The 23,170-nt window shown below is 61.3% G+C and carries 18 protein-coding genes, 1 tRNA gene and 1 other RNA gene; 8 read left to right on the top strand and 12 right to left on the bottom strand.

Annotated elements, in window-relative coordinates:
- Positions 1–10: 10 nt before the first annotated feature.
- The 3 genes from KB554_RS00600 to KB554_RS00590 all read left to right on the top strand — a co-directional run bounded on the left by KB554_RS00600 (position 11) and on the right by KB554_RS00590 (position 3,327).
- The gene (locus KB554_RS00600) at positions 11–838 is read left to right on the top strand and encodes a DUF1573 domain-containing protein (RefSeq protein WP_242116194.1); all 828 of its coding nucleotides are present in this window, start codon (positions 11–13) and stop codon (positions 836–838) included.
- 5 nt (positions 839–843) lie between these two features.
- Complete coding sequence (locus KB554_RS00595; RefSeq protein ID WP_141429675.1) at positions 844–1,344, top strand: lipocalin family protein; 501 nt, start codon at positions 844–846, stop codon at positions 1,342–1,344.
- Between the two features lie 84 nt (positions 1,345–1,428).
- Positions 1,429–3,327 carry a hypothetical protein gene (locus tag KB554_RS00590; protein WP_211034616.1) on the top strand — a complete coding sequence of 633 codons (1,899 nt, stop codon included), beginning with the start codon at positions 1,429–1,431 and terminating at the stop codon, positions 3,325–3,327.
- A gap of 416 nt (positions 3,328–3,743) precedes the next feature.
- On the opposite strand, the gene KB554_RS00585 is transcribed toward KB554_RS00590, so the two are convergent.
- From KB554_RS00585 to KB554_RS00570, 4 genes are all read right to left on the bottom strand, one after another.
- A tRNA-Asp gene (locus KB554_RS00585) sits at positions 3,744–3,817 on the bottom strand.
- Positions 3,818–3,873: 56 nt separating this feature from the next.
- Complete coding sequence (locus KB554_RS00580; protein ID WP_141429677.1) at positions 3,874–4,410, bottom strand: RsmD family RNA methyltransferase; 537 nt, start codon at positions 4,408–4,410, stop codon at positions 3,874–3,876.
- The gene (locus KB554_RS00575; protein ID WP_211034615.1) at positions 4,401–4,955 is read right to left on the bottom strand and encodes a hypothetical protein; all 555 of its coding nucleotides are present in this window, start codon (positions 4,953–4,955) and stop codon (positions 4,401–4,403) included. Before KB554_RS00575 ends, KB554_RS00580 begins: the two co-directional genes overlap by 10 nt.
- 40 nt (positions 4,956–4,995) lie before the next feature.
- Complete coding sequence (locus tag KB554_RS00570) at positions 4,996–5,631, bottom strand: hypothetical protein (protein WP_141429679.1); 636 nt, start codon at positions 5,629–5,631, stop codon at positions 4,996–4,998.
- A gap of 50 nt (positions 5,632–5,681) precedes the next feature.
- Between KB554_RS00570 and KB554_RS00565 the strand changes: the two genes are divergently transcribed.
- The 3 genes from KB554_RS00565 to mutS all read left to right on the top strand — a co-directional run bounded on the left by KB554_RS00565 (position 5,682) and on the right by mutS (position 10,583).
- Positions 5,682–7,094 carry an AAA family ATPase gene (locus tag KB554_RS00565; RefSeq protein ID WP_211034614.1) on the top strand — a complete coding sequence of 471 codons (1,413 nt, stop codon included), beginning with the start codon at positions 5,682–5,684 and terminating at the stop codon, positions 7,092–7,094.
- Positions 7,087–7,662, top strand: coding sequence for a uracil-DNA glycosylase family protein (locus KB554_RS00560; RefSeq protein ID WP_211034613.1), 576 nt, complete (start codon positions 7,087–7,089; stop codon positions 7,660–7,662). Before KB554_RS00565 ends, KB554_RS00560 begins: the two co-directional genes overlap by 8 nt.
- 287 nt (positions 7,663–7,949) lie before the next feature.
- Positions 7,950–10,583: a DNA mismatch repair protein MutS gene (gene mutS, locus KB554_RS00555; protein ID WP_211034612.1), complete on the top strand. Its 2,634-nt coding sequence runs from the start codon at positions 7,950–7,952 to the stop codon at positions 10,581–10,583.
- Between the two features lie 101 nt (positions 10,584–10,684).
- On the opposite strand, the gene udk is transcribed toward mutS, so the two are convergent.
- From udk to KB554_RS00540, 3 genes are all read right to left on the bottom strand, one after another.
- Entirely contained in the window at positions 10,685–11,305 is a 621-nt protein-coding gene (gene udk, locus KB554_RS00550) for a uridine kinase (protein ID WP_141429683.1), read from the bottom strand.
- A gap of 140 nt (positions 11,306–11,445) precedes the next feature.
- On the bottom strand, positions 11,446–13,401 hold the full coding sequence (gene gyrB, locus KB554_RS00545; RefSeq protein ID WP_141429684.1) for a DNA topoisomerase (ATP-hydrolyzing) subunit B: 1,956 nt from the start codon (positions 13,399–13,401) through the stop codon (positions 11,446–11,448).
- A gap of 100 nt (positions 13,402–13,501) precedes the next feature.
- Entirely contained in the window at positions 13,502–14,242 is a 741-nt protein-coding gene (locus KB554_RS00540) for an ATP-binding cassette domain-containing protein (protein WP_141429685.1), read from the bottom strand.
- 235 nt (positions 14,243–14,477) lie between these two features.
- On the opposite strand from KB554_RS00540, the gene ssrA reads away from it, so the two are divergent.
- Positions 14,478–14,881: a transfer-messenger RNA gene (gene ssrA / locus KB554_RS00535) on the top strand.
- A 138-nt stretch (positions 14,882–15,019) separates the two neighbouring features.
- Here the strand turns inward: ssrA and KB554_RS00530 are convergent.
- Complete coding sequence (locus KB554_RS00530) at positions 15,020–17,206, bottom strand: GH92 family glycosyl hydrolase (RefSeq protein ID WP_211034611.1); 2,187 nt, start codon at positions 17,204–17,206, stop codon at positions 15,020–15,022.
- Between the two features lie 372 nt (positions 17,207–17,578).
- Between KB554_RS00530 and KB554_RS00525 the strand changes: the two genes are divergently transcribed.
- A complete protein-coding gene (locus KB554_RS00525; protein ID WP_141429687.1) occupies positions 17,579–18,766 on the top strand; it encodes an aminotransferase class I/II-fold pyridoxal phosphate-dependent enzyme in 1,188 nt (395 codons plus the stop codon).
- Positions 18,767–18,877: 111 nt separating this feature from the next.
- On the opposite strand, the gene purT is transcribed toward KB554_RS00525, so the two are convergent.
- The 4 genes from purT to KB554_RS00505 all read right to left on the bottom strand — a co-directional run bounded on the left by purT (position 18,878) and on the right by KB554_RS00505 (position 22,932).
- Positions 18,878–20,059 carry a formate-dependent phosphoribosylglycinamide formyltransferase gene (purT, locus tag KB554_RS00520; RefSeq protein WP_211034610.1) on the bottom strand — a complete coding sequence of 394 codons (1,182 nt, stop codon included), beginning with the start codon at positions 20,057–20,059 and terminating at the stop codon, positions 18,878–18,880.
- Between the two features lie 22 nt (positions 20,060–20,081).
- Positions 20,082–21,746 (bottom strand): putative transporter, encoded by a 1,665-nt coding sequence (locus KB554_RS00515; protein WP_211034609.1) that lies wholly within the window; start codon positions 21,744–21,746, stop codon positions 20,082–20,084.
- A 129-nt stretch (positions 21,747–21,875) separates the two neighbouring features.
- Positions 21,876–22,571, bottom strand: coding sequence for an LrgB family protein (locus KB554_RS00510; RefSeq protein WP_141429690.1), 696 nt, complete (start codon positions 22,569–22,571; stop codon positions 21,876–21,878).
- Complete coding sequence (locus KB554_RS00505) at positions 22,561–22,932, bottom strand: CidA/LrgA family protein (protein ID WP_211034608.1); 372 nt, start codon at positions 22,930–22,932, stop codon at positions 22,561–22,563. The genes KB554_RS00510 and KB554_RS00505 overlap by 11 nt, the downstream gene beginning before the upstream one ends.
- Positions 22,933–23,170 lie beyond the last annotated feature (238 nt).

Below are 23,170 nucleotides of genomic sequence, written 5' to 3'. Positions count from 1 at the left end.
TGAATGGCCTGTGAAGCGGATTCGAAAGATATGGCTTGTCGCGGCCCTTTGCTCGGCGGCCGCGATGTCCTCTGCGGGTTTTGCGCAGGAACTTCCCGACCGTTCCGAGGCAGCCGTCGATTCGCTGCTCGATCCTCCGCTCGCCGCGGTCCGGCCGTTGCGCTTCGAACGCGCGACGGCCGATCTGGGGACACTCCGCGAGGAGGATGCCCCCGTACGCCGGCGTTTCGTATTCAAGAACCGGAGCGACGAAACGATTGCCATCGTCCGGGTCAGCGTCGGGTGCAGGTGTCTCGCGGCCGAGTGGCCGAAGGGCGGCATCGCCCCCGGAGCCGAAGGTGCGATCGAGCTGACGTACGACCCCGAGAACCATCCGGGACGGATCGACGTAAGTGCTTTCGTCTATGTATCGGGACCGGACCGCAGGCCCGCTGCGCGGCTGACGTTCACGGGCGAAGTACTGCCTGCGGCGAATCCCTGGGCGCGCTTCCCGCATGCGATGGGGGCGTTGCGGCTCAAACAGAAGGGCGCGGAGTTCCGCGGACTGGAATCCGGAGCGAAGGCTACGGAACGTATCCTTTGCGGCAATGCCGGCGAACGGCCGTTGCGGTTGTCGGCGGAGCTGATTCCCGATTTCGCGGCGTTCCGCACGGAGCCGGAAACGATTCCGCCGGGCGGCGAGGCCGACATCGTGATTACGGTTGACGCCTCGGAAATTCCTCCCGCGCGGGAAACGGATTTCTCGTTTCCCGTCATCGTCGCAGGCGTGGACGGAAGGCCGTCGGAGAGAACCCTGACCGTCAAGATAAATCGAAAAAACAAGAACATAACAGACTGAATGATATGAAACATCTTTTTAAGATCGCCCTGCTGGCCTCCTGCCTGCTCTGTTTCGCCGCGTGCGACGATGACGAATCCCGGACTCCGGAGATCGAGGTCACCCCGGCCTATCTGAACGGGACCTGGACGCTCGCCGAGTGGAACGGGGCGCCCCTGGCCGACGGACTTTACCTCTACATTACGTTCAACCGCCGGGAGAGGACCTATGAAATGTACCACAATTTCGACAGCATGTACGCCCGGCTCGTCACCGGTTCGTTCAATGTCGAAGAGGACAAGGAACTGGGCTATGTCATCAGCGGCGACTACGATTACGAGAACGGCGACTGGACCCGCGAATACGTCGTCTCCGATCGGCTCGAAGACGCGATGACATGGACGGCGAAGGACGATGCCGGAGACGTGCACCGTTTCGTCCGCTGCGAGAAGGTTCCCGACGAGATCGTGGACGAAGCGAAATCCGATACGGAGGCAGACGCTGTAAAGTTATCCGTCATTTTCTGACGATGCTCCCGACTCCGTGGGGGGGGGAATCCCCGGGTGTCGGGAGTTTTTGAATCCGAAGTTCCCCCTAAAAAAAATGTTCCTATGAAAAAGTTTTTGCTTTCGATGGCATCGTTGATGCTCCTGTTGGGAGGAGCCTGCAACGATGACAACGGCGAGGGGGGGGGTAAAAATCCTCCTTCCATCGAGGTAGGTGAGGTTTCGTTCTCCGAACAGGACGGCACGGCCAAAGTCGAGGTCCGTCCCTCCGAAAACACCGAGACCTGGTATTGGAAATGCGTTCCGGCCGGGGAGGAGGCCGATTACGAATCGGTGACCGGAAACGAGGCGACGACGCTCGACCTGACCGTGACGGTGGATGTGGACTACGTCGTTTCGGTCTATGCCGAGAATGCGGACGGGAAAAGCGATGTCGTCACGAAAGATTTTAAGATCAGCTCGGCAGAGCTGAAGGGCGAACTGGTGGAACTCACGGTGAAGAACCTGACGGCTTTTTCGCTGGACGTGGATGTGAAGAAGAGCATCAAGTGCTCCAAATACGTGATCACAGCCATGCAGAAGAATTCTTATAACGAAGAGTACTTCATCCAGTCGGCCGAAACGTCGCTGAGTCCGAATCCGGATTATCCGATGCAGCCGTTCAACTGGAGCGACGAGAGCGCGACGTTCACCGAACATACGTTGGTCAAGAATAGGATGGCGGATGATCCCGAGAGCGAAGGCGTTAAGCTCACTTCGAGCGAAGACGACGATATGAACAAGATGGTGGTTTGCGTTTATGCGTTGCCTGCAGGCGACGGGCAGGCTGAAGTCTTTACTCAGGATTTCACCGTTCCGGAACCCTCCGATTACGACGGTTCGATCGAGGTGCAGATCGACATCGCCGACGAGGACATCACGCTGACGTCGGTGGCTGCGACCATCACGGCGGGCGCGGGCTGCAAAAAGATCTTCACTTCCCTGATCGGGGCGTCGGATTACGATCCTTTCGACGAGATCACCGACGAGGCGAAGCGGAAGGAACTGCTCACGGTACTCGGCAACAATCGGCAGGTGCTTCCCTATACGGAGCCTTACAAGGTGGATTTCACGCATAACATGACGCCTAATACGACGTGGCGGCTTTATGCCGTGCCTATCGCCGAGGACGGTACGATCGGCAAGGTGACCTACGAGGACTTCACGACGAAGAAGCCGGTCTTCGATGGTACGGGCGGGATCGTTTCCGCCGAACTCTCCCAGACGACTCCCGAGGCCATCGAGTTGAAACTGACGACGAGCGGCGACGTCGAGAAGGTGCGCGTCTTCTGCTGGTCGTATAACGAGTGCTACAATATCGTCGGCGACCCGGCCGAACTGGAGTGGGCGATATACGACCGCGAGAACAATGCGTCGTGGACGGACGAGTATGCGAAGGATGAGTTTTCCGGAACGCTGTCTCTGAGCATTCTGCATCCCGGGGACGATTACTGCATCTACGGGGCCACGGTCGATGCGAAGGGCAACGTGAGCTATCCGGTGAACCTGGTACAGCTCGCCGGGGAAAGCGAGGACAAAGATGCGATGTTCAAGACGATGCCCGAAGAGCAGGAGGAGATCGTAGTGAAGTTCGACGGCACGGGCGAAGCGACGCTCAAAGTTACGGAGACCGAGAAAGACGAATATTCGACGAATATCGAATACACCGTGACCAAAGGCGCCAATACGGTCAAGGCCTACCGTATCCGCACGGCCAGCACGGCCTACGAGGAGACGCTCGAGGAGGATTTGAAAACGGCTTTTGCTGACTATCCCAACTCGATTTCGGGTTCCTACAAAGAGCTGACGTTCGCCGACGGCGATACGGAGTCGGAGACGCTGGAATATCTGACGAACTACGATTCCGAATGGGGTGGCAATATCGTCGCGATCGTGACGGTGGACAAGGATGGCAAGCTGAAGATCGCGGATTACTACTTGGCCGGAACAGGCGACAAGGAATAAGGTCGTTTGGCTGTTTTGCAATTCTATCGTTCCCGTTCGGACATGGTTCCGAACGGGAATTTTAGAAAAGTTTGAAATCAATGCCAGTGGACATTTCTTGCCATAGAGTTATAAAACGAATCTACTGCGAACCGACCGTGTCCGGAAAATAAAAAGTTCATGATAATCGGAAAGAGCGATTGTTCCGGTCGCTCTTTCCGATTTTATTCTTCGTCGTCGTTTCTGAGTTGCAAGACTTGTCTTGCATTCGATGGCGATACAACTAACGCCCGTTTTCCGCTCGAATCGTTCGCGGGCCACGTTGTCCTTTTCATACCATGCCCCGAACTGCATTTTCCTGCACTTCCAAGAAAAGAAAAAAGCCTTGCAAATGTTTTATTTACAAGGCTTTTCGCTTTTTTTGTCATGATGTCTTGCGGTGCGTAGGGGACTCGAACCCCTGACCCCGTGCGTGACAGGCACGTATTCTAACCGGCTGAACTAACGCACCGTTTTTCGGTATTGCGAGTGCAAAGATAGTCGAATTTTTTGAATCGGCAATGTTTTTTACGGTTTTTTGAAGAAAGAAAATTGTACGCTTCCGTAACTTCTTAATTGCCAGAAACAGGCATTGTCCGAAAAGTCCGCTTTCTTCGAGTGTTCGAAGATCAGCAGCCCTCCGCTGCGCAGGCGGTCGCCTTCGAGCGTCAGCCGTACGATCTCTTCGCTGCCTTCCAGATCGTAGGGGGCGTCGGAAAACACGATATCGAATTGCTTGTTGCAGTTTTTCAGGTAGAGGAACGCGTTCGCCTTGACGGCGTGGAGGCTGCCGATGCCCAGTTGCGCGGCCGTCTGCCGGATGAAGTTGTAGTGCACCGGGTTGATCTCCACGGCCGTGACGCTGCGGGCTCCCCGCGAGGCGAACTCGTAGCTGATCGAGCCGGTCCCGGCGAAGAGGTCCAATACGTCGCACTCCTCGAAATCCACGAGGTTTCCCAGCACGTTGAAGAGGTTCTCCTTGGCGAAGTCCGTCGTCGGACGCGCTCTGAGGTTGCGGGGCGGATTGATCGCCCGGCCCTTGTATTTGCCGCTGATTATTCGCATACGACCTTTCTGAACCGTTTTCCGAGCAGCTTGCGCAGTGCCTTCGGATCGTCGCCCGCTGCGAGGAGCGTGTAGCCGTGCAACGGGAATACGGCGTCGAGCCGTTCGGCGAGGTAGCGGATCTCGGCTTCGTCAGCCGCCGCGACGACTTCGGCCGCCCGGAGTCGTCCGTCGTCGTACACCTTTATATAAAGCAGTCCCGCCCGCCGGCAAAGCCATACGGTGTTTCCATCCGCCGCGGGACGGTGCAGCAGCGGGGTGGTGAAACGCAATGGACGTCCGCCAGCCGCCTCGGCTGCCTGCCGCAGCGCTTCGCCCGGCAGGGCCATGACGGCCACGATCTCCTCCTCCGCATCGCTGCATACGGTCTCCTCGCCGCTGAGGGCTGGCATTCCGTTCGCGGCGAGCAGTGCCGCCGCGCGCTCCCCGGCGAAGTATTCTACGGGTACGAGCATCGTGCGCGGCGTCAGCACCTCCGCTTCGATCCGCTCCGCCTCTGCGGGGAATGCCGGAGGTGCGGCCACCGAAAAAGAGTGTCCATCCAACGATTGCTGAATGGACACCTTGTAGCCGGGTTGCGGCGTATCAGTCTTCCCAGTTGCCCGCTTCATTGTTGGCCGACTCCATGGAACCGAACTTGACGCCGGGGTAGCGGTTGAAGATATTTTCCTCCTCGTCGATCAGGTTGATGATCTCCTGACGATAGGCCACCGTGTCGAGGAACATCTTGTAGGGAGCGCGGCACTCGACGATCGGCACGACGACGTTCGATGCGGTCGTATAGCCGGCCTCCATGATGAACTGCGCCTTGTCGTCCGTTCCCGGAATGTAGCGCAACTGCTTGACTTGCTCGACGGAGAGTTTTTTGGGCGAGAAGATCGTGTCGATCACGGCGATCTTGAATTTTTCGATATTCTTCTTGCCGCTCTTCTTCAGCATGGCCATACCCACCGAGTCGTCCTCGTCCACGAGCTTGCGCTCCAGCTCGAGCGTATCGGTCAGGATGAAGGCCTCGAGCGAATCGAACGTACTCGTGAAGTGCTGATACTTCGACTTGAAGGAACGCTGTGCGGTGCGGATGTCCTTGATGCGCTCGATGACGGCGGCTTTCTTCGCAGCGAGTTCCTTGTTGAAATTAAGCGGGGTCGAGATCTGGACGTAGATGATGTAGACCAGCGCTACGATGACTACGCCGAGAATGATTTGAAAAATTCTTTTCATTTTATAAATAAATATTTGTTATTAATTTTGTGCAGCAAATAACCGACCGCATGTTCAGTACACGTATCGCGACCCAAATTTACGCCAAAATTTGTTTCGAAACAACTCCCGGACAAAAAAAAATCGTAGAAAAATTGTCCGAGTACCTCGCTGACGACGATTTTTCGCGGATTTTCGTGCTCAACGGATATGCCGGAACAGGCAAGACGACGCTCGTCGCGGCAGTGGTCGGGGCGCTTAAGGACTTGGGTGTCAAACCGGTCCTGCTCGCTCCTACGGGGCGTGCGGCCAAGGTGCTGGCACAGTATGCCGGCGAGAAGGCCCTTACGATTCACAAGCGCATCTACCGCCAGCGCACCAATGCCGACTACGAATCGAAATTTTCGCTGAACCTCAATCCCGAACGCGGGGCGGTTTTCATCGTGGACGAGGCGTCGATGCTCTCCGACGGCGCGTCGGACGGGGCGTTGTTCGGCAGCGGTTCGCTGCTGGCGGATCTGGTGCAGTACGTCCGCAACGGCCGCGGCTGCCGCCTGGTGCTGGTCGGCGACAGTGCGCAGTTGCCGCCCGTGGGGAGCGACTTCAGTCCGGCGCTCGACCCTGCGTCGCTGTCCGCCTACGGCGAGGTGGTTTACGGCACGATGGACGAGGTGGTGCGCCAGGAGGCCAGCTCGGGCATCCTGTTCAATGCGACGCTGGTGCGCTGCATGCTCGAGAACGGCATTTACGAGATTCCGCGCTTCGGGATGGATTTTCCGGACGTCGAGGCGGTCGGGGGCGGCGAGTTTCTCGAAAAGTTGCAGGACTGCTATGCGCGGTACGGCCGCGACGAGGTGATCGTCGTCACGCGGTCGAACAAGCGCGCCAACCGTTACAACGAAGGCATCCGCCGCAACGTGCTTTCGGCCGAGGAGGAGATCGAGAGCGGCGATATGCTGATGGTGGTCAAGAATAACTACTACTTTCCCGAACATGCCGAGGACTGTCCGATGAACTTCATCGCCAACGGCGACATCGCACGGCTGCGGCGGCTGCGCCGCTTCGAGGATTTCTACGGCTTCCGTTTCGCCGAGGCGGTGCTCGAATTTCCCGACTACGACACGGAGCTTCAGTGCAAGATTCTGCTCGATACGATCGCGTCGGAATCCCCGTCGCTCACGCGCGAGGAGTCCTCGCGGCTCTTCTGCGAGGTCGAGAAGGACTACCTCGACATCAAAAGCCGTCTGAAACGCTTCCGGGAGATACGTGAGAATCCGCACTTCAACGCCGTGCAGGTGAAATTCGCCTATGCCGTCACCTGCCACAAGGCGCAGGGCGGGCAGTGGCGCGCCGTCTTCGTGGACCGCTGCCTGTTCGGCGACGAGCCGATGACGCGCGACATGCTGCGATGGCTCTATACGGCGCTCACGCGCGCCACGGACAAACTCTATCTCGTGAATTTCGACGAACGATTCTATGAATAGCGAACTCCACCCGCTCGAACCCTTCCTGCCCGGGAACGCGCGGATTCTCATGCTGGGCAGTTTTCCGCCCAAGCGTATCCGCTGGTCGATGGAATTTTTCTACCCCAATCTGCAAAACGACATGTGGCGGATCGTGGGCTACCTCGCCACGGGTGACAAACAGCACTTCCTCCTGCCGGGCGGCCGGCGGTTCGACCGCGGCCGCATCGAGGCGTTCTGCCGCGAACGGGGGATTGCGCTTTACGATACGGCTGTCGAGGTCGTTCGGCTGAAAGACAATGCGTCGGATAATTTTCTTCAAGTGGTGCGCGAGGTCGATCTGGCGGCCTTGCTGGCGCGCATTCCCGCCTGCCGGGCCATCGTGACGACGGGCCAGAAGGCCACCGATACGCTCCGTGCGCTGACCGGCTGCGACAGCCCCGCCGTGGGGGAGTCCGTGGCGGTGCGCTATGCGGGCCGCGACCTGCGTCTCTGGCGCATGCCCTCCTCGTCGCGGGCTTACCCGCGTCCGGTCGAGTGGAAAGCCGAATTTTACCGCCGCGTTTTCGCCGAGAACGGCATTATCTGATCCGCTGATCCGTCCGTTTCGGGCAGCCGCTCGCGGGCGGGAAACGCCTGCCGGTGTTTCCGTCTGTTTCTGGATTTCCGGCCCTCCCTCCCCGTCCGGATCGGCCGGTCGCTTTCCCTTTTGCGGATTCTTTTCCGCAGCGGCCGCCGGAGACCCGGGCCGAAAAATTTGGCCTCCGCCTTTTGCACGACTGCCGAAAAACCGTTATCTTTGTTGGATAATTCATACAATATTTTATTGTGGTTTCGGAGAAGAAAATTGAAAAAAAATACGTCGAAACGCCCCTGATGAAGCAGTATTACTCCATCAAGGCCGTGCATCCCGACGCCATTCTGCTCTTCCGTGTGGGCGACTTTTACGAAACGTTCGGCGACGACGCGATCAAGGCCAGCGGCATTCTGGGCATCACGCTCACGCGCCGTGCGAACGGTGCGGCGACCTACGTGGAGCTGGCGGGATTTCCCTACCATGCCATCGACACCTACCTGCCGAAACTCGTCCGGGCAGGCGAACGCGTGGCGATCTGCGAGCAGCTCGAAGACCCCAAGCTGGTCAAGGGACTGGTCAAGCGCGGTGTCATCGAACTGGTGACGCCGGGCATCGTTCTGGGTGACAACATTCTGGCCAACAAGGAGAACAACTATATCGCCTCGGTCTATTTCGGCCGTCGGGCGACGGGCGTGGCGTTTCTCGACATCTCGACCGGGGAGTTCTACGTGGCCGAGGGCACGGACAGCTACGCGGACAAGCTCATCTCCAATCTTCAGCCCAAAGAGGTGATCTACCAGCGCGGCTACGAGGACCGTTTCGCCGACGCTTTCGGGTCGCGGCTCTACACCTACCGTCTCGACGAGTGGGTCTTCTCGGAGGAGGTCAATCGCGGGAAACTTTGCAGGCAGTTCGGGACCAAGTCGCTGAAAGGTTTCGGCGTGGACCACTTCACGAGCGGCATTTCGGCCGCCGGGGCCATTCTCTACTACCTCGAGTTCACCGAGCACCGCGAGACGGGACACATTACCTCGCTCTCGCGCATCGACGAGGACGATTACGTGTGGGTCGATAAGTTCACGATCCGCAACCTGGAGCTCTTCTCCTCGAACGGCGCACGCGAGAAGTGCAGCTTCGCCGACGTCATCGACCGCACGCTGACGCCGATGGGCGGCCGTCTGCTGAAGCGGTGGATCGCCATGCCGATCAAGGACCCGGCGAAGATCAACGAGCGGCTCGACGTCGTGGAGCGCTTCACGAAGGAGGCCGACCTGGCGGACGCCGTGCGCGAGCAGGTGGCGATGGTGGGCGATCTGGAACGTATCGCGTCGCGTATCGCCGCGCAGCGCGTCACGCCGCGCGAACTGGTGCAGCTCAAAAATTCGCTCGCGGCGATCGAAACGCTCAAGGCCGCGCTCGAATCCACGGACGACGACCGGTTGCATGCGCTGGCCGCGGGCATCGACCCGCTGGCCAGGGTCCGCGAACGCATCGCCCGCGAAATCTATCCCGATCCGCAGAACAACCAGATTCAGAAGGGAGGGGTCATCGCCGACGGCGTAGATCCCGAACTGGACGACCTGCGCCGCATCGCGCTTCACGGCAAGGACTACCTTTCGCGCATCCAGCAGCGCGAGAGCGAGGCAACGGGCATCCCGTCGCTCAAGATCAGCTACAACAATGTCTTCGGCTACTACATCGAGGTCCGCAACGCCCACAGGGACAAGGTCCCCGCGACGTGGATACGCAAACAGACGCTGGCCAATGCCGAGCGTTACATCACCGAGGAGCTCAAGGAGTACGAGGAGAAGATTCTCGGCGCCGAGGAGAAGATGCTCGTTCTCGAGCAGCGCATCTATGCCGACATCATGGCCTTCATCTGTTCGTCGCTCCAGCCGATGCTGCACGACGCGGCCGTCGTGGCGCGCATCGACTGCCTGCAATCCTTCGCGCGGCTGGCCTGCGAGCGGCGCTACGTACGTCCGGTGCTCGACGACGGCAAGCGCATCGACATCCGTTCGGGACGCCATCCGGTCATCGAAACGCTGATGCCCGTGGGGGAGGAGTACGTTCCCAACGACGTCATGCTCGACGACCGGCAGCAGCAGATCATGATGATTACCGGTCCCAACATGTCGGGTAAATCGGCCCTGCTGCGGCAGACGGCGCTCATCATCCTCATGGCACAGATGGGCTCGTTCGTACCCGCCGCCTCGGCGCATATCGGCGTCGTGGACAAGATTTTCACGCGCGTCGGCGCATCGGACAACATTTCGCAGGGCGAATCCACCTTCATGGTCGAGATGCTCGAGTCGGCCAGCATTCTCAACAACATTTCGGACCGCAGCATCGTCCTGCTGGACGAGATCGGCCGCGGCACTTCGACCTACGACGGCATTTCGATCGCCTGGGCGATGGTCGAATACCTGCACAACCATCCGACGGCGCACGCCAAAACACTCTTCGCCACGCACTACCACGAGCTGAACGAAATGGAACAGATGTGTCCGCGCGTGAAGAACTACCATGTCGCCGTCAAGGAGATGGGCAACCAGATCGTCTTCCTGCGCAAGCTCGAGCGGGGCGGCACGGAGCATTCGTTCGGTATCCACGTGGCGCGCATGGCCGGAATGCCGCAGTCGGTCGTGGCGCGTGCCGACGAGATTCTGCGCAACCTCGAGCAGGTATATGGTTCGAACGAGATCGTCCCGAGCCGCAGCCTCAAGGATCGCGGAAAGAAACCCTCGGCGCAGGCCGTGAAGGAAGCCGCCGAGAGCGGTGTGCCGCAGAACATGCAGCTTTCCATGTTCCGGCTGGACGATCCCGTGCTGGTGCAGATCCGCGACCAGATCAAGGGGTTGGACATCAATGCCCTGACGCCGATCGAGGCACTCAACAAACTCAACGAGATCAAGAAGATCGCAGGTATCTGACCCGGTGCGGGTGCCGGATGCCGTTATCCGGACAAGACGAAAGAGGAGGTTCGCCCTTTGCGGGGACCTCCTGTTTTCGTCAATGGATCGGGGAGCCTCTGTCAGTTCCGGTCGATGAGCGACCGGATATTCTGGATGAGCATCGCTACGGCCACCGAGTTGAATCCGCCTTCGGGGATGATGACGTCGGCGTATTTCTTCGACGGTTCGACGAACTCCTCGTGCATGGGTTTGACGGTCGAGGTGTACTGCGTGATGACCGACTGCATCGTGCGGCCGCGTTCGCAGACGTCGCGCAGGATACGCCGCGCCAGCCGAATGTCCGCATCGGTGTCCACATAGACCTTGATATCCATCAGGTCGCGCAGCTCCCGGTTCTCGAAGATCAGGATGCCGTCCACGATAATCACCTTCGACGGCTTGACCAGCACGGTTTCCGGCAGCCGGTCGTGGTCCACGAACGAGTACACCGGGTGTTCGATCGGTACGTTCTCCTTGAGCGCCTTGATATGGTCCACCATCATCTGCGTGTCGAACGCCTGCGGATGGTCGTAGTTGAGTTTCGTGCGCTCCTCGTACGTCAGTTCGGGGTGGGCCTTGTAGTAGAAGTCGTGGCACAGCGTGGCGACGTCGTCGCCACGGAAAGCTTCCTGCAGACGTTTTACGAGCGTCGATTTTCCCGAGCCGGTTCCTCCGGCCACACCGATTACGGTTACTTTCATGGTTTTATGGATTGGGTTTGGCTGTTTTCCTTTCGTTTCTCCGTTCCGTGCCGCAGAAGCCGCTCACGCCTGCCGCCCGGTACGAAAAAAGGATCGCCCTCCCTTTCTGGTCGGGGCAATCCTTTCTCCGTTCGGCCGCCTTATGCGTCGATATTCGCGTAATGGGCGTTGCGTTCGATGAATTCGCGGCGGGGCGGCACGTCGTCGCCCATGAGCATCGAGAAGATGCGGTCCGCCTCGGCGGCGTTCTCGATGTTCACCTGGCGCAGGATGCGTGTGTCGGGGTTCATCGTCGTTTCCCACAACTGGTGGGCGTTCATCTCGCCGAGACCTTTGTAACGCTGCACGTGCGCGCCCTTGCCGAATTCGGAGGTGATCTCGTCGCGTTCCTTCTCGGTCCAGCAGTAACGCTCCTGCTTGCCCTTCTTCACGAGATAGAGCGGCGGAGTGGCGATGTAAACGTGGCCGTTCTCTATGAGCTCCTTCATCTTGCGGAAGAAGAAGGTGAGCATCAGCGTGGCGATGTGGCTTCCGTCCACGTCGGCATCGGTCATGATGATGATCTTGTCGTAGCGCAGTCCTTCGAGGTTGAGCGCCTTGGAATCCTCCTCCGTGCCGATCTTGACGCCCAGCGCCAGGAACATGTTCTTGATCTCCTCGTTCTCCCACATTTTGTGCTCCTGTGCCTTCTCGATGTTGAGAATCTTGCCGCGCAGCGGCATGATGGCCTGGAAGTTGCGGTCACGGCCCGACTTGGCCGTACCGCCTGCCGAGTCGCCCTCGACGAAGAAGATCTCGGCCACCGACCTGTCGCGGCTCGTGCAGTCGGCCAGCTTGCCCGGAAGTCCCGACCCCGAGAGTACCGTCTTACGCTGCACCAGCTCGCGGGCGTGGCGGGCGGCGTGGCGGGCCGTGGCGGCCAGAATCACCTTCTGCACGATCGCCTTGGCGTCTTTCGGGTTTTCCTCGAGGTAGTCGCCCAGTGCCGAGGCCATGGCCTGATCGACCGCAGCGGCCACTTCGTCGTTACCCAGCTTGGTCTTGGTCTGTCCCTCGAACTGCGGTTCGGCCACCTTCACCGAGACGACTGCCGTCAGTCCCTCGCGGAAGTCGTCGCCGTTGATGTCGAACTTCAGCTTGGCGAGCATTCCCGAGTCCTCGGCGTATTTCTTGAGCGTGCGCGTCAGCGCGCGGCGGAATCCCGTCAGGTGCGTGCCGCCTTCGATGGTGTTGATGTTGTTCACGTAGGAGTGTACGTTCTCCGAGAAGGAGTCGTTGTACTGCATGGCCACTTCGACCGGAACGCCGTTCTTCTCGGTGTCGAGGTAGATGATCTGCTCGATGATCGGCGTGCCGCGCGTGGCGTCGAGGTACTGGACGAACTCCTTGAGGCCCTCTTCCGAATAGAAGTGGTCCTCGTGCGTCTTGCCCTCCTCGTCCGGCCGGCGGTCGTAGAGGTTCAGGTGGATGCCCTTGTTCAGGAATGCCAGCTCGCGCAGGCGGTTGGCCAGAATCTCGTATTTGTAGATCGTCGTGTGGGTGAATATCTCGCCGTCGGGCTTGAACGTCACGATCGTTCCGCGGTCCGTGCATTCGCCGACGATTTCGACCTGCGACGTGGGTTTTCCCTTGCTGTACGTCTGGCGGAAAATCTTGCCGTCGCGGTGGATTTCGGCGATGAGCAGCGTCGAGAGCGCGTTCACGCACGAGACGCCCACGCCGTGCAGACCTCCCGAGACCTTGTAGCTGCCCTTGTCGAACTTGCCTCCGGCGTGCAGCACCGTCAGCACGACTTCGAGCGCCGACTTGCCCTCCTTCTCGTGGAAGTCCGTCGGGATACCCCGGCCGTTGTCCTTGACGGTGATCGAGTTGTCCTCGTTGATCGTCACGTCTATATCGGTGCAGTATCCGGCCAGCGCCTCGTCGATCGAGTTGTCCACGACCTCGTAGACGAGGTGGTGGAGACCCTTCTCGCCGATGTCGCCGATATACATGGCCGGGCGTTTGCGCACCGCTTCGAGGCCCTCGAGGACCTGGATGTTCGACGCGGAATACGCCTCTTCCTGTTTCTTAACGTTTTCTTGTTCGGTACTCATCGTTGTCGTTTAAATATCGTACAAATATACGGATTTTTTCCGGATTGCGCAACCCGGGGCGGCGGATCGGCGCCGCTTCCGGCCGCGGGGCGGCGCGTGCCTATCCCAGCTCCTCTTCGAGGTTCACTTCGCGGATCTTGCCCTGCGCGAAGAGAATGGCGCGGGCGGGGTAGTTCTCTATGAGGGCCGTGTTGTGCGTGGACATGACCACGGCGCATCCCCGTGCGGCGATCTGCCGGAAAAGCTGCATGATGCCGTCGGCCGTCACCGGATCGAGGTTGCCCGTCGGTTCATCGGCCAGCAGCACCTCGGGGTCGTTCAGCAGCGCGCGGGCGATGACCAGGCGCTGCTGTTCGCCGCCCGAAAGTTCGAAGGGCATCTTGTAGCTCTTGTGTCCCAACTGCACGACTTCGAGCACCTTGTCGATGCGTTCGCGGATCTCCTGCTCGCGTTTCCAGCCCGTGGCCTTGAGCACGTAGTGCAGGTTCATGAAGACGTTGCGGTCCGTGAGCAACTGGTAGTCCTGGAAGACGATGCCGATGCGGCGGCGCAGGTAGGGAATGTCCCGCCGGCGCAGGCGGCGCAGGTCGAATCCCGCCACGCGCCCGCGGCCCGAGAGCAGCTGCACCTCGGCGTAGAGCGTTTTGAGCAGCGTGCTCTTGCCGCTTCCGACCCGTCCGATCAGGAAGACGAATTCGCCCGGGGCCACCGTGAGATTGACCTCCGAGAGGACCATTTCGCCCTGCCGGATGAGTTTCTCCTCCGAGCGGCTGCCGAAGGGATCGTCCGCGTGGTAGATGGCTGCGTCCCGCAGTTCGACCACGTATCTGTCTTTAGTCATGCGTCGCGTGTTTTTCCTCCGTCTGCCGCCGTCGCCCGCAGAAGCTGCGCGGCCCGTCGCCTGCCGGGGGCTTTCCGTCGGACAAATATACGAAATTTTCCCGGTTCGCAGGCGTTTCGGAACCGAAAAAAGCGGCGCTGCCTCCTGCGGGCGACATTCTTCGCCGCGGGGTGTTTGTTTTTGCGGAAAAAGCGTTATCTTTGTCCCGCGGCTTTTGCCGATTGCGGACAGAATTGGGGGTGCCCGGTTTTGACAGCAGGCAGAGTTTGATCGTAAGCACGTCGAGCGCTGTGTGGCGGCTCGTTAATCCCGACGCTCAAGAATCAAATGGCAATAACAGCTACGCACTCGCTGCCTAATTTTCAAGGAAAATTGGCTTAATCCCCGGGGCCCAGGAGCCTCGGCGACGAGTATCCCGAAAGGCCGTTCCGCTCTTTAACGGTTTTTCATACGGGGTATCATCAATTTAGAGATAGCGTGCCGGAGGGTCCCGGCCGGTGCGCGAAATTCAAGGGACTGGGCCCCGGGTTCGGTCGCCGCCTGCCAGGCCCGGGGAGAAGGACGAAACGGCGGATAAGCGTGTAGAAAGCTTTCGGGTTCCCTGTTTGGACGCGGGTTCGACTCCCGCCACCTCCACCGTTCGGCGGCGTTCCGGTTCTCCGGGACGCCGCTTTTTCGTCCGCGCATACCGCAGCGAACGCCCGGGAATGTCTCCCGGGCGTTCGCTCTGTTCCGGAGAGGAGAACCCGAAATGCAGGCTCCTGCCTTTTTATTCGTTTACTCGGGATCGCTCATCGAATAGGGGCGGTCTTCCGGCGCCGTGCCGCGCTCCGTATTCGGGCATCCGCTCATCTCCAGCCGCAGCTCGCCGCCCGCCATCAGCGTCTCGTGGTCGAACCAGTTTTTCGTCCAGGGGGCGCCGTTGAGCGTAGCCGAACGGATGTAGGGCCGGTTGGGGGCGTTGCCGTCGGCCGTGATGACGAACTTCCGCCCGTTCTCGAGCCGGATCGTCACCCGGTCGAAGAGCGGGCTGCCCAGAACGTACTGCCCGACGCCCGGCGTCACGGTGTAGAATCCCATGGCGTTGAAGACATACCACGACGACATGGCGCCGCCGTCCTCGTCGCCCGGGAATCCTTCGGGTCCCGAGTTGAAGAGCCGCGTGAGGCTTTCGCGCAGCAGTCGCTGCGCTTTCCAGGGCTGCCCGGCGTGGTTGTAGAGGTGGATCACGTGGAAGCACGGCTCGTTGCCCTGGGCATACTGCCCCTGATTGCCCGCCACGGCCTCGTTGATCTCGTGGATGCGGTAGCCGTAGCCGCCGTGGAGCACCGAGTCGGCACGCACGGCGAACAGTTCGTCGAGGTTGCGCCGGAATGCCTCCTCGCCGCCCATGAGGCCGATCATGCCGCGGGCGTCCTGCTGCACCGAGAAGCGCCACTGCCAGCCGTTGCCCTCGACGAACGGACCGCCCCACTCGTAGGGGTTGAAGTCCTCGTCGAAGCGTCCCTCGCGGTCGCGGCCCTTGAAGAAGCCGTCCGCCGGGTCGAACACGTTGCGGTAGTTGTAGATGTGGCGCGCGAAGATCCGCTCGTAGAAGTCGTTTCCGGTCATCCGCGCCAGCCGCCAGGCGCAGAAGTCGTCGTAATTGTATTCGATGGTTTTCGACGTGGTTTCCATCACGCGGTCGGTTCCCTGCGGATAGGGGATGTAGCCCATGGCGAAGTAGTCCTCGAAGCCCAGCCGGCCGTAGCCGCGGACGTGCTCGCGGTTGTAGTCGCCGTTATTGAGCGTATCGACCGCCGAGCGAGTGATCTCACGGTAGTAGCGGCCGAGCGCCTCCTCGGGGTCGAACGTGCGGATGCCCTTCGCCCACGCGTCGGCGAGGACCGATATGGCGTGGTTGCCGATCATCACGTGCCCCGAGGGCCACCACCCGGTGAGTTCCTGGGTGCGCATGAGCGACTGCACGTACCGCTCCTCCTCGGCGCGGTTGATGATGTTGTGCAGCGCGAAGAGCGAGCGGTAGGCGTCCCACAGAATCGGATTGACGTGATAGCGCCCCTCGTACACCTCGCCGTCGTAGGCGAAGCGTTCGCGGCCTTCGGCGTCCGTTTCGTAGTCCTGCGCCGGGCGCAGCATCGTCCGGAAGAGGCAGGAGTAGAAGGTGCGTCGCTGCTCCGGCGTGCCGCCCTCGACCTCGATCCGGCCGAGCATTCCGTTCCAGCGCTCCCGGGCCGCCTCGCAGACCTCCCCGAAGCGTTTCCCCTCCAGCTCGCGGCCGAACGTCACGCGGGCCTGCCGGGCGTCGATCTTCGACACGGCGGCCTGCACGCCGACCGTTCCGCTCCGCCCGAAGCGGAGCAGCAGAGTCCCGCCCTTCCGGTCCTCGTCCACGGTGAAGTCGCGGTCGAAGCGGAGCAGGAACCACGTCTTGTCTGCCGCCTGACTGACGTTCGAGCGGCGGATGACATAGCCCGTGACGCACCGTGCCGCGGCATCGGCCTCCACGCCGTCCATCTCCTCGCCCGAGAGCGCGAGCAGCGCCTCGCTCCGGCGCGGGTAGGTGAAGCGGAAGACGGCGCAGCGCTCCGTGGGGCTCATTTCGGAGAGAATGCCGTCCGAGGTCCGCATCCGGAAGTAGTGGGGGCGGCCGACGATCGACGCGGTGTCCACCGTCGCCGTGGCCGTTTCCGGCGACGGCGCCTCCGTCAGCGGGCGGAGCACGATGCCGCAGCCTCCTACGCCTGCCGCCGAGCGTCCGACGTAGGAGAATCCGACGGGCGACCAGCTGTTCACGCCCTGCGGCAGGGCGACGAGCGGCGTGCAGCGGCCGTGGGAAAATTCGGGCGTGTTGTGCGATCCCTGCATCGTGTTCACATACGCGGTCAGGTCCTGCTGCTTCTGCGCGCAGAGCGCACACGCCGGCAGGAGGGCGAACAGGAGTAGTAGTTTTTTTCGGATCATATTTTCGTTCGGGTTAAGCCGGGACCGGTGCGGCGGGTGCGCGGACCTTTTTCCGGGGGGCGTCGGAGCGGAACCGGACGGACATCCCGTTTTTTCGGCCCTTCCGGTGCCGCCGCGGCGCGCCGCCGCAAAATCCGTGTAAAATTAGTCAAAATACCCCCGATCTCCAAATTCGCTTCCCGTTCCTCCGGGGCTCCGCCGGAACGCATCTTCCGGCAGGCCGTTCCCGGAGGAGGCCGGCATTCGAAAGCGGACGGCTCCTTCCCGCGGTGCGGAGAGGCTTTCCGGCCATTTTGTCGCGGCAATATTTTAATATTATTTAATTAATCCCTATCTTTGTCCGAAGCAAATCCCAAACACGCAACAGAGACTATGGCAAAAGCAGTAAACATCGCCCGTTCGCACCGTCTGGACGGTATCGGGGAGTACTATTTCTCGCGCCGCCTGCGCGAACTTTCGGAGCTCGAGGCCTCCACGGGCCGCCAGATCATCAAGCTGGCCATGGGCAGTCCCGACCTGCCGCCCCACCGGTCGGTCATCGACCGGCTGGCGAAGGAAGCCCAGCGCCCCGACGTCCACAAATACATGTCCTACAAGGGCGAGCCGATTCTGCGCAAGGCTTTTGCCGACTGGTATGGGAAGTGGTACCGCACCGAGCTGGACTACAATTCGGAGGTGCTGCCGCTGATCGGTTCGAAGGAGGGCATCATGCATATCTGCATGACGTTCCTCGATCCGGGCGACAAGGTGCTGGTCCCCAACCCGGGTTATCCGACCTATTCGGCCGCCGTGCGGCTGGCCGGAGGCGAGATGCTGCCCTATGCGCTCAACAAGGAGACGAATTTCTATCCCGACTTCGAGGCCATCGAACGGGCGGGACTCGACGGCGTGAAGATGATGCTGGTCAATTATCCCAACATGCCGACGGGACAGACCCCCACGCCGGAACTGTTCCAGCGGATCATCGACTTCGGCGCCAGGCACAACATCCTGATCGTCCACGACAACCCGTACAGCTTCATCCGCAACGCTGCGCATCCGATTTCGATCATGGAGGCGGACGGCGCGCGCGAGGTGGCGCTGGAGATGAACTCGCTGTCGAAGGCGCACTCGATGGCCGGCTGGCGCGTGGGCGTCGTGGTGGGCAAAAAAGAGTGGATCGACTCGATTCTCACCTTCAAGTCGAACATGGATTCGGGCATGTTCTATCCCATCCAAGCCGCGGCCGATACGGCGCTGGCACTGGGCGAGGACTGGTTCCGGGAGCTGAACGCCATCTACTACGGCCGGGAGAAGCAGGCCTATGCGCTGCTCGACGCGTTGGGATGCCGCTACCGGAAGAACCAAGCCGGCCTGTTCGTCTGGGCCGAACTGCCCGAAGGCTACGAGGGCGACAGCTTCGCCTTCTCGGACGAGGTGATCGACAAATGCGACGTCTTCCTCACCCCGGGCGGGATCTTCGGCTCGGAGGGCCGCAACTACATCCGTATCACGCTCTGCTGCCCCGAGGAGCTGCTCAGACGAGCCACGGACAACGTCGTGGCGAAGTTCCGCAAGTGACCCTTTGCGGCGGCCGGCTCAAGCCGTCCCGCCGCCGTATGAAAACCGCCCCTGCCGTACACGTTCACGGCAGGGGCGGTCTGTTTTCGGTAAGAATCGTTCGGGGCCCGGTTATTCCGGCAGTTCCACCCGCACTTCGGCGGCCGCGGCCTTCACCCTCCGGCGCAGCGCCTCCAGATCGCAGCCCGGGGCATCGTAGCCCACGACGACGCCCATACGCCGTCCCTCGCGGGCCGAGGGTTTGCCGAAGATGCGCACGTCGAGACGGGCATCCGCTGCCGCGGCCCGTTCGATCCCCTCGTAGCGGGGAGCCGAGGCGGAGGCTACCGGAGAGAGGATCACCGCGCTCGCACCGGGACGTTCGAAGGTGATTTCCGGAATCGGAATCCCCAGCACGGCCCGCAGGTGCAGCTCGAACTCGTTGAGATTCTGCGTTCCGGCCAGCGTCACCATGCCCGTGTCGTGCGGACGGGGCGACAGCTCCGAGAAGTAGACGCCGTGCTCGTGGCTCAGGAAGAATTCCACGCCCCACAGCCCGGCGCCCGTCAGCGCCCCGGTCACGGCCGCCGCCATGCGCTGCGCTTCCTGCAGGTGCTCGGGAGTGATCCGCGGGGACTGGAAACTCTCGCGGTAGTCGCCGCCCTGCTGCACGTGGCCGATCGGCGGGCAGAAAAGGGTGGGGCCGTGCCGTTGCGTCACGGTGAGCAGCGTGATTTCGCTGTCGAAGCGGATGAACTCCTCGACGATCAGCTCGCGTATGTCTCCCCGCGAACCCTCGCATCCGTAACGCCATGCGTGCTCCACGTCGCCGGGGCTTTTGACGACCGACTGCCCCTTGCCCGAGGAGGACATCAGCGGCTTGACGACGCACGGATAGCCGATTCTGTCGGCCGCATCGCGCAGCTCGTCGAGCGTCCGGGCATAGAAGTACCGTGCGGTGCGCAGCCCCAGCTCTTTCGCCGCGAGGTCGCGGATCGCCTTGCGGTTCATCGTGAAGTTCACCGCACGGGCGCTCGGGACGACCTGTATCCCGGCGCGTTCGAAGTCGTAGAGCCGTTCGGTGCGGATGGCCTCGATTTCCGGAACGATGATGTCGGGGCGGTGTCTCTCGACGACGGTCTCCAGCGCCGCGCCGTCGAGCATGTCGAAGACTTCGGCCGCATCGGCGACCTGCATGGCGGGCGCTCCCGCGTATGCGTCGCACGCCACGACGGTCTGTCCCAGTCGCTGCGCCGCGATCGTGAACTCCTTGCCCAGCTCTCCCGAGCCCAGAAGCAGTATCTTTTTGGTCATGGTCTTATTCGGATAAGGTTCGTTACAGAGCGAAGAGAATGAATATCTGCGCCGTCAGCACGCGGAGAAACATCACGACGGGATAGACGGTCGAGTATCCCACGGCGGGCATGTCGTTTCCGGCCGTGGCGTTCGCATAGGCCAGCGCGGGGGGATCGGTGGTCGATCCGGCGATCAGTCCCATCAATGTGTAGTAGTTCATCCTGAGCCATTTGCGGGCAACTACCGCAACGATCAGCAGAGGTACGACCGTGATGATGAATCCGTAGCCGATCCAGCGGTATCCGCCGTCGGCGATCGCTTCGATGAATCCGTCTCCCGCGCCGATTCCCACCGCCGCGAGGAACAGGGCGATGCCGATTTCGCGCAGCATGAGGTTGGCCGACATCGTGGTGTAGGTCACCAGATGGAAGTGCGTGCCGAAGCGTCCGATGAGGATCGCCACGATGAGCGGTCCGCCCGCGAGGCCCAGCTTGACGGGCTGCGGCACGTTGAGCAGCGGAATCGAGCCCAGCAGCACGCCCAGCGCGATGCCGACGAAAATGGTGATCAGATTCGGATGGTCGAGTTTCTTGAGCGAGTTGCCCAGCACGTCGGCCACCTGCGCCACGGACTTCGCCGGGCCTACGACCATCACGCGGTCGCCCACCTGCAACTCGAGCCCCTGATAGGGAATCAGGTCCATACCGGCGCGATTGACGCGCGTGATGGTGATGCCGTATTTCGTGCGCAGCCGCAGGTCGGAGAACTTCTTGCCGTTGATCGACGGCTTGGTGATGAGGATGCGGCGCGAGATGAGCTCGGCGTTGGGCGTGTTGTTGCCCCAGTCCTCGTCCGTCAGCTCCACGCGCCGGCCGAAGAAGGCCACCACGGCCTCCGTGTCCTCGCCCTGGCAGATCACCCACAGGCGGTCGCCCACATGCACCTTGCTGTCGGCGTCGGCCATCGAAATCTCTCCGTCCGGGTGCATGATGCGCGAGATGACGAACTGCCGGTTCACCAGATCGCGCATGTATTCGACCGTGCGGCCGTCGAGCATTCCGTTGGTGAACTCCACCGAGACCTTGTCGGCGAATTTCTGTTCGTGCGCGAGCTCGGCCAGCGCCTCGTCCTCCTTTTCGAACTTCACGCGGAAGGCGTAGCGGACGAAGATCATCGTGAAGATGATGCCCACGACGCCCAGCGGATAGGCCACGGCGTATCCCAACGCGATCGAGGGGTCGTTGCACCCCGTGGCGTCGGCGTAGGCCTGCTGCGCGGCACCCAGTCCCGGGGTGTTCGTCACGGCGCCCGAGAGGATGCCCACCATGGTGGGTATGGGGGTTCCGGTCGCGGCGTGGAGCACGTAGGCCGTCACGACGCCCAGCAGGACGATCGCCACGGCGCATCCCACGAGCGTCATGCCGCCGTGCTTGAACGAGGCGAAGAAGCCGGGACCCACCTGCAGGCCGATCGAGAAGACGAAGAGAATCAATCCGAACTCCTGTACGAAGTGGCGCACCTCGCCGTCCACCGTCATGCCGAAATGGCTGAAGAGGATGCCCACGAAGAGTATCCACGTGATGCCGAGCGAGACCCCGCCGATCTTGACCTTCCCCAGAAGGATGCCGACGGTGATTACCAGCGCGAAAATCAGCACCGCATGGGCGATGCCGCTGCCGAAGAAGAGCGAATAGAGCCACTCCATAAGAGACCGATTTTGATGCCGTTTGGCGTAAGGTTTCGCAAAAGTAGCATTTATTGCAGAATTTTAAAAATTTTCGTCCGAAAAGATTTCGGCCCGCCGTGCCGCCTCTCCTCCGGGCCGCTCGAGGCTCTAATAGAGGTACTTTTCGATCAGGGGCAGGAAGAGCGCCGTGGCCAGCCCCATCAGGGCCATCGCCAGACCGCTCAGGGCTCCCTCCACGGCGCCTATCTCGATGGCCCGCGCCGTGCCGATGCCGTGTGCCGCGGCTCCCAGGGCGAATCCGCGTGCCTCGGGATCGCGGACGCCGCAGCGTTTGAGTATCCACTCGCCGAAGACGCTGCCGAATATTCCCACGCAGAAGACCACCACCGAGGTGACGGAGACGTCGCCGCCGAGCGGTCCCACGACCGACACGGCGATCGGAACGGTGACCGACTTGGGGGCGATCGAGGTGAGGATGCGGCGCTCCGTGCCGAAGGCCATGGCGATATAGACCACGCTCAGCACTCCGGCGAAACATCCGGCAAGGGTGGCGGCCCCGACCGGCAGGAGGCTGCCGCGCAGGCGTTCGATCTGTTCGTAGAGCAGGTAGCCGAGCGCCACGACCGACATGCCGAGTGCGAAGTTGAGAATGCCTGTGGCCTCGCGGTAGCGTTCGTAGCCGATGCCTGTCGCACTGAGGAAGACGATCACCGCGGCGAACGTGAGCAGCACGGGGTGGAGCAGCGGGGTCCGCGCCCGGCGGTAGAGGGCGCTTCCGGCGCAGTAGAGGCCGACGGTGAGCGTCAGCAGGAAGAGGTCCGAGCTGAGAAAGTCATTCGGCATGGCGCATGTGTCTGATATGCCGCATGCGGGCGCGGCGGTTGAGACTCTGGAAGGTTTTGCCCGCGACGAAGATCACGAGGACGGTGGAGATCACGCCCGAGACGAGTATGGCCCAGAGGTTTTCGAGTATCACCCGGTAGGAGACCATCAGCCCCACGCCGTAGGGGACGAAGAAGAGGGCCATCGACCCGAGCAGGAACCGCGCCGCGGGGCGCACCCTGTCGGCCGGGACCCACCGCAGACAGAGCGAGGCGAAGAGCAGGATCATCCCGATGATGTTGCCCGATACGTACCCGCCCGTGGCGAGGCTCAGGGCGTTGCCCGCGAGCCAGAAAAACAGAATGTAGAACAGTCCGGTCATCGGTCGTTTCGTTTCGGCGACGCGGCATCCCTTCCTGCCGGGGTTTGCGGGCGGTCCGCTCCCCGAAACGACGCTCCGGAGCCGACTCGGCCCCGGAGCGGGATGTGTCGCCGTCGTTTTCGGGCGGCAAATATAGCGATTTTTTCACTCCTTCGTCCTTTTGTGCGGACAATTCGCCGATCCGCACGACGAACACCCGCGGCTCCGGCCGCGCAGCAGCCTTGCGGTGCGCCGGAGC

This window comes from Alistipes sp. Marseille-P2263, from assembly GCF_018101075.1.
GTDB classification, from domain to species: Bacteria; Bacteroidota; Bacteroidia; order Bacteroidales; family Rikenellaceae; genus Alistipes; species Alistipes dispar.
Note: the sequence above shows the minus strand (reverse complement) of the source record. Positions and strands in the feature narration are given on the sequence as shown.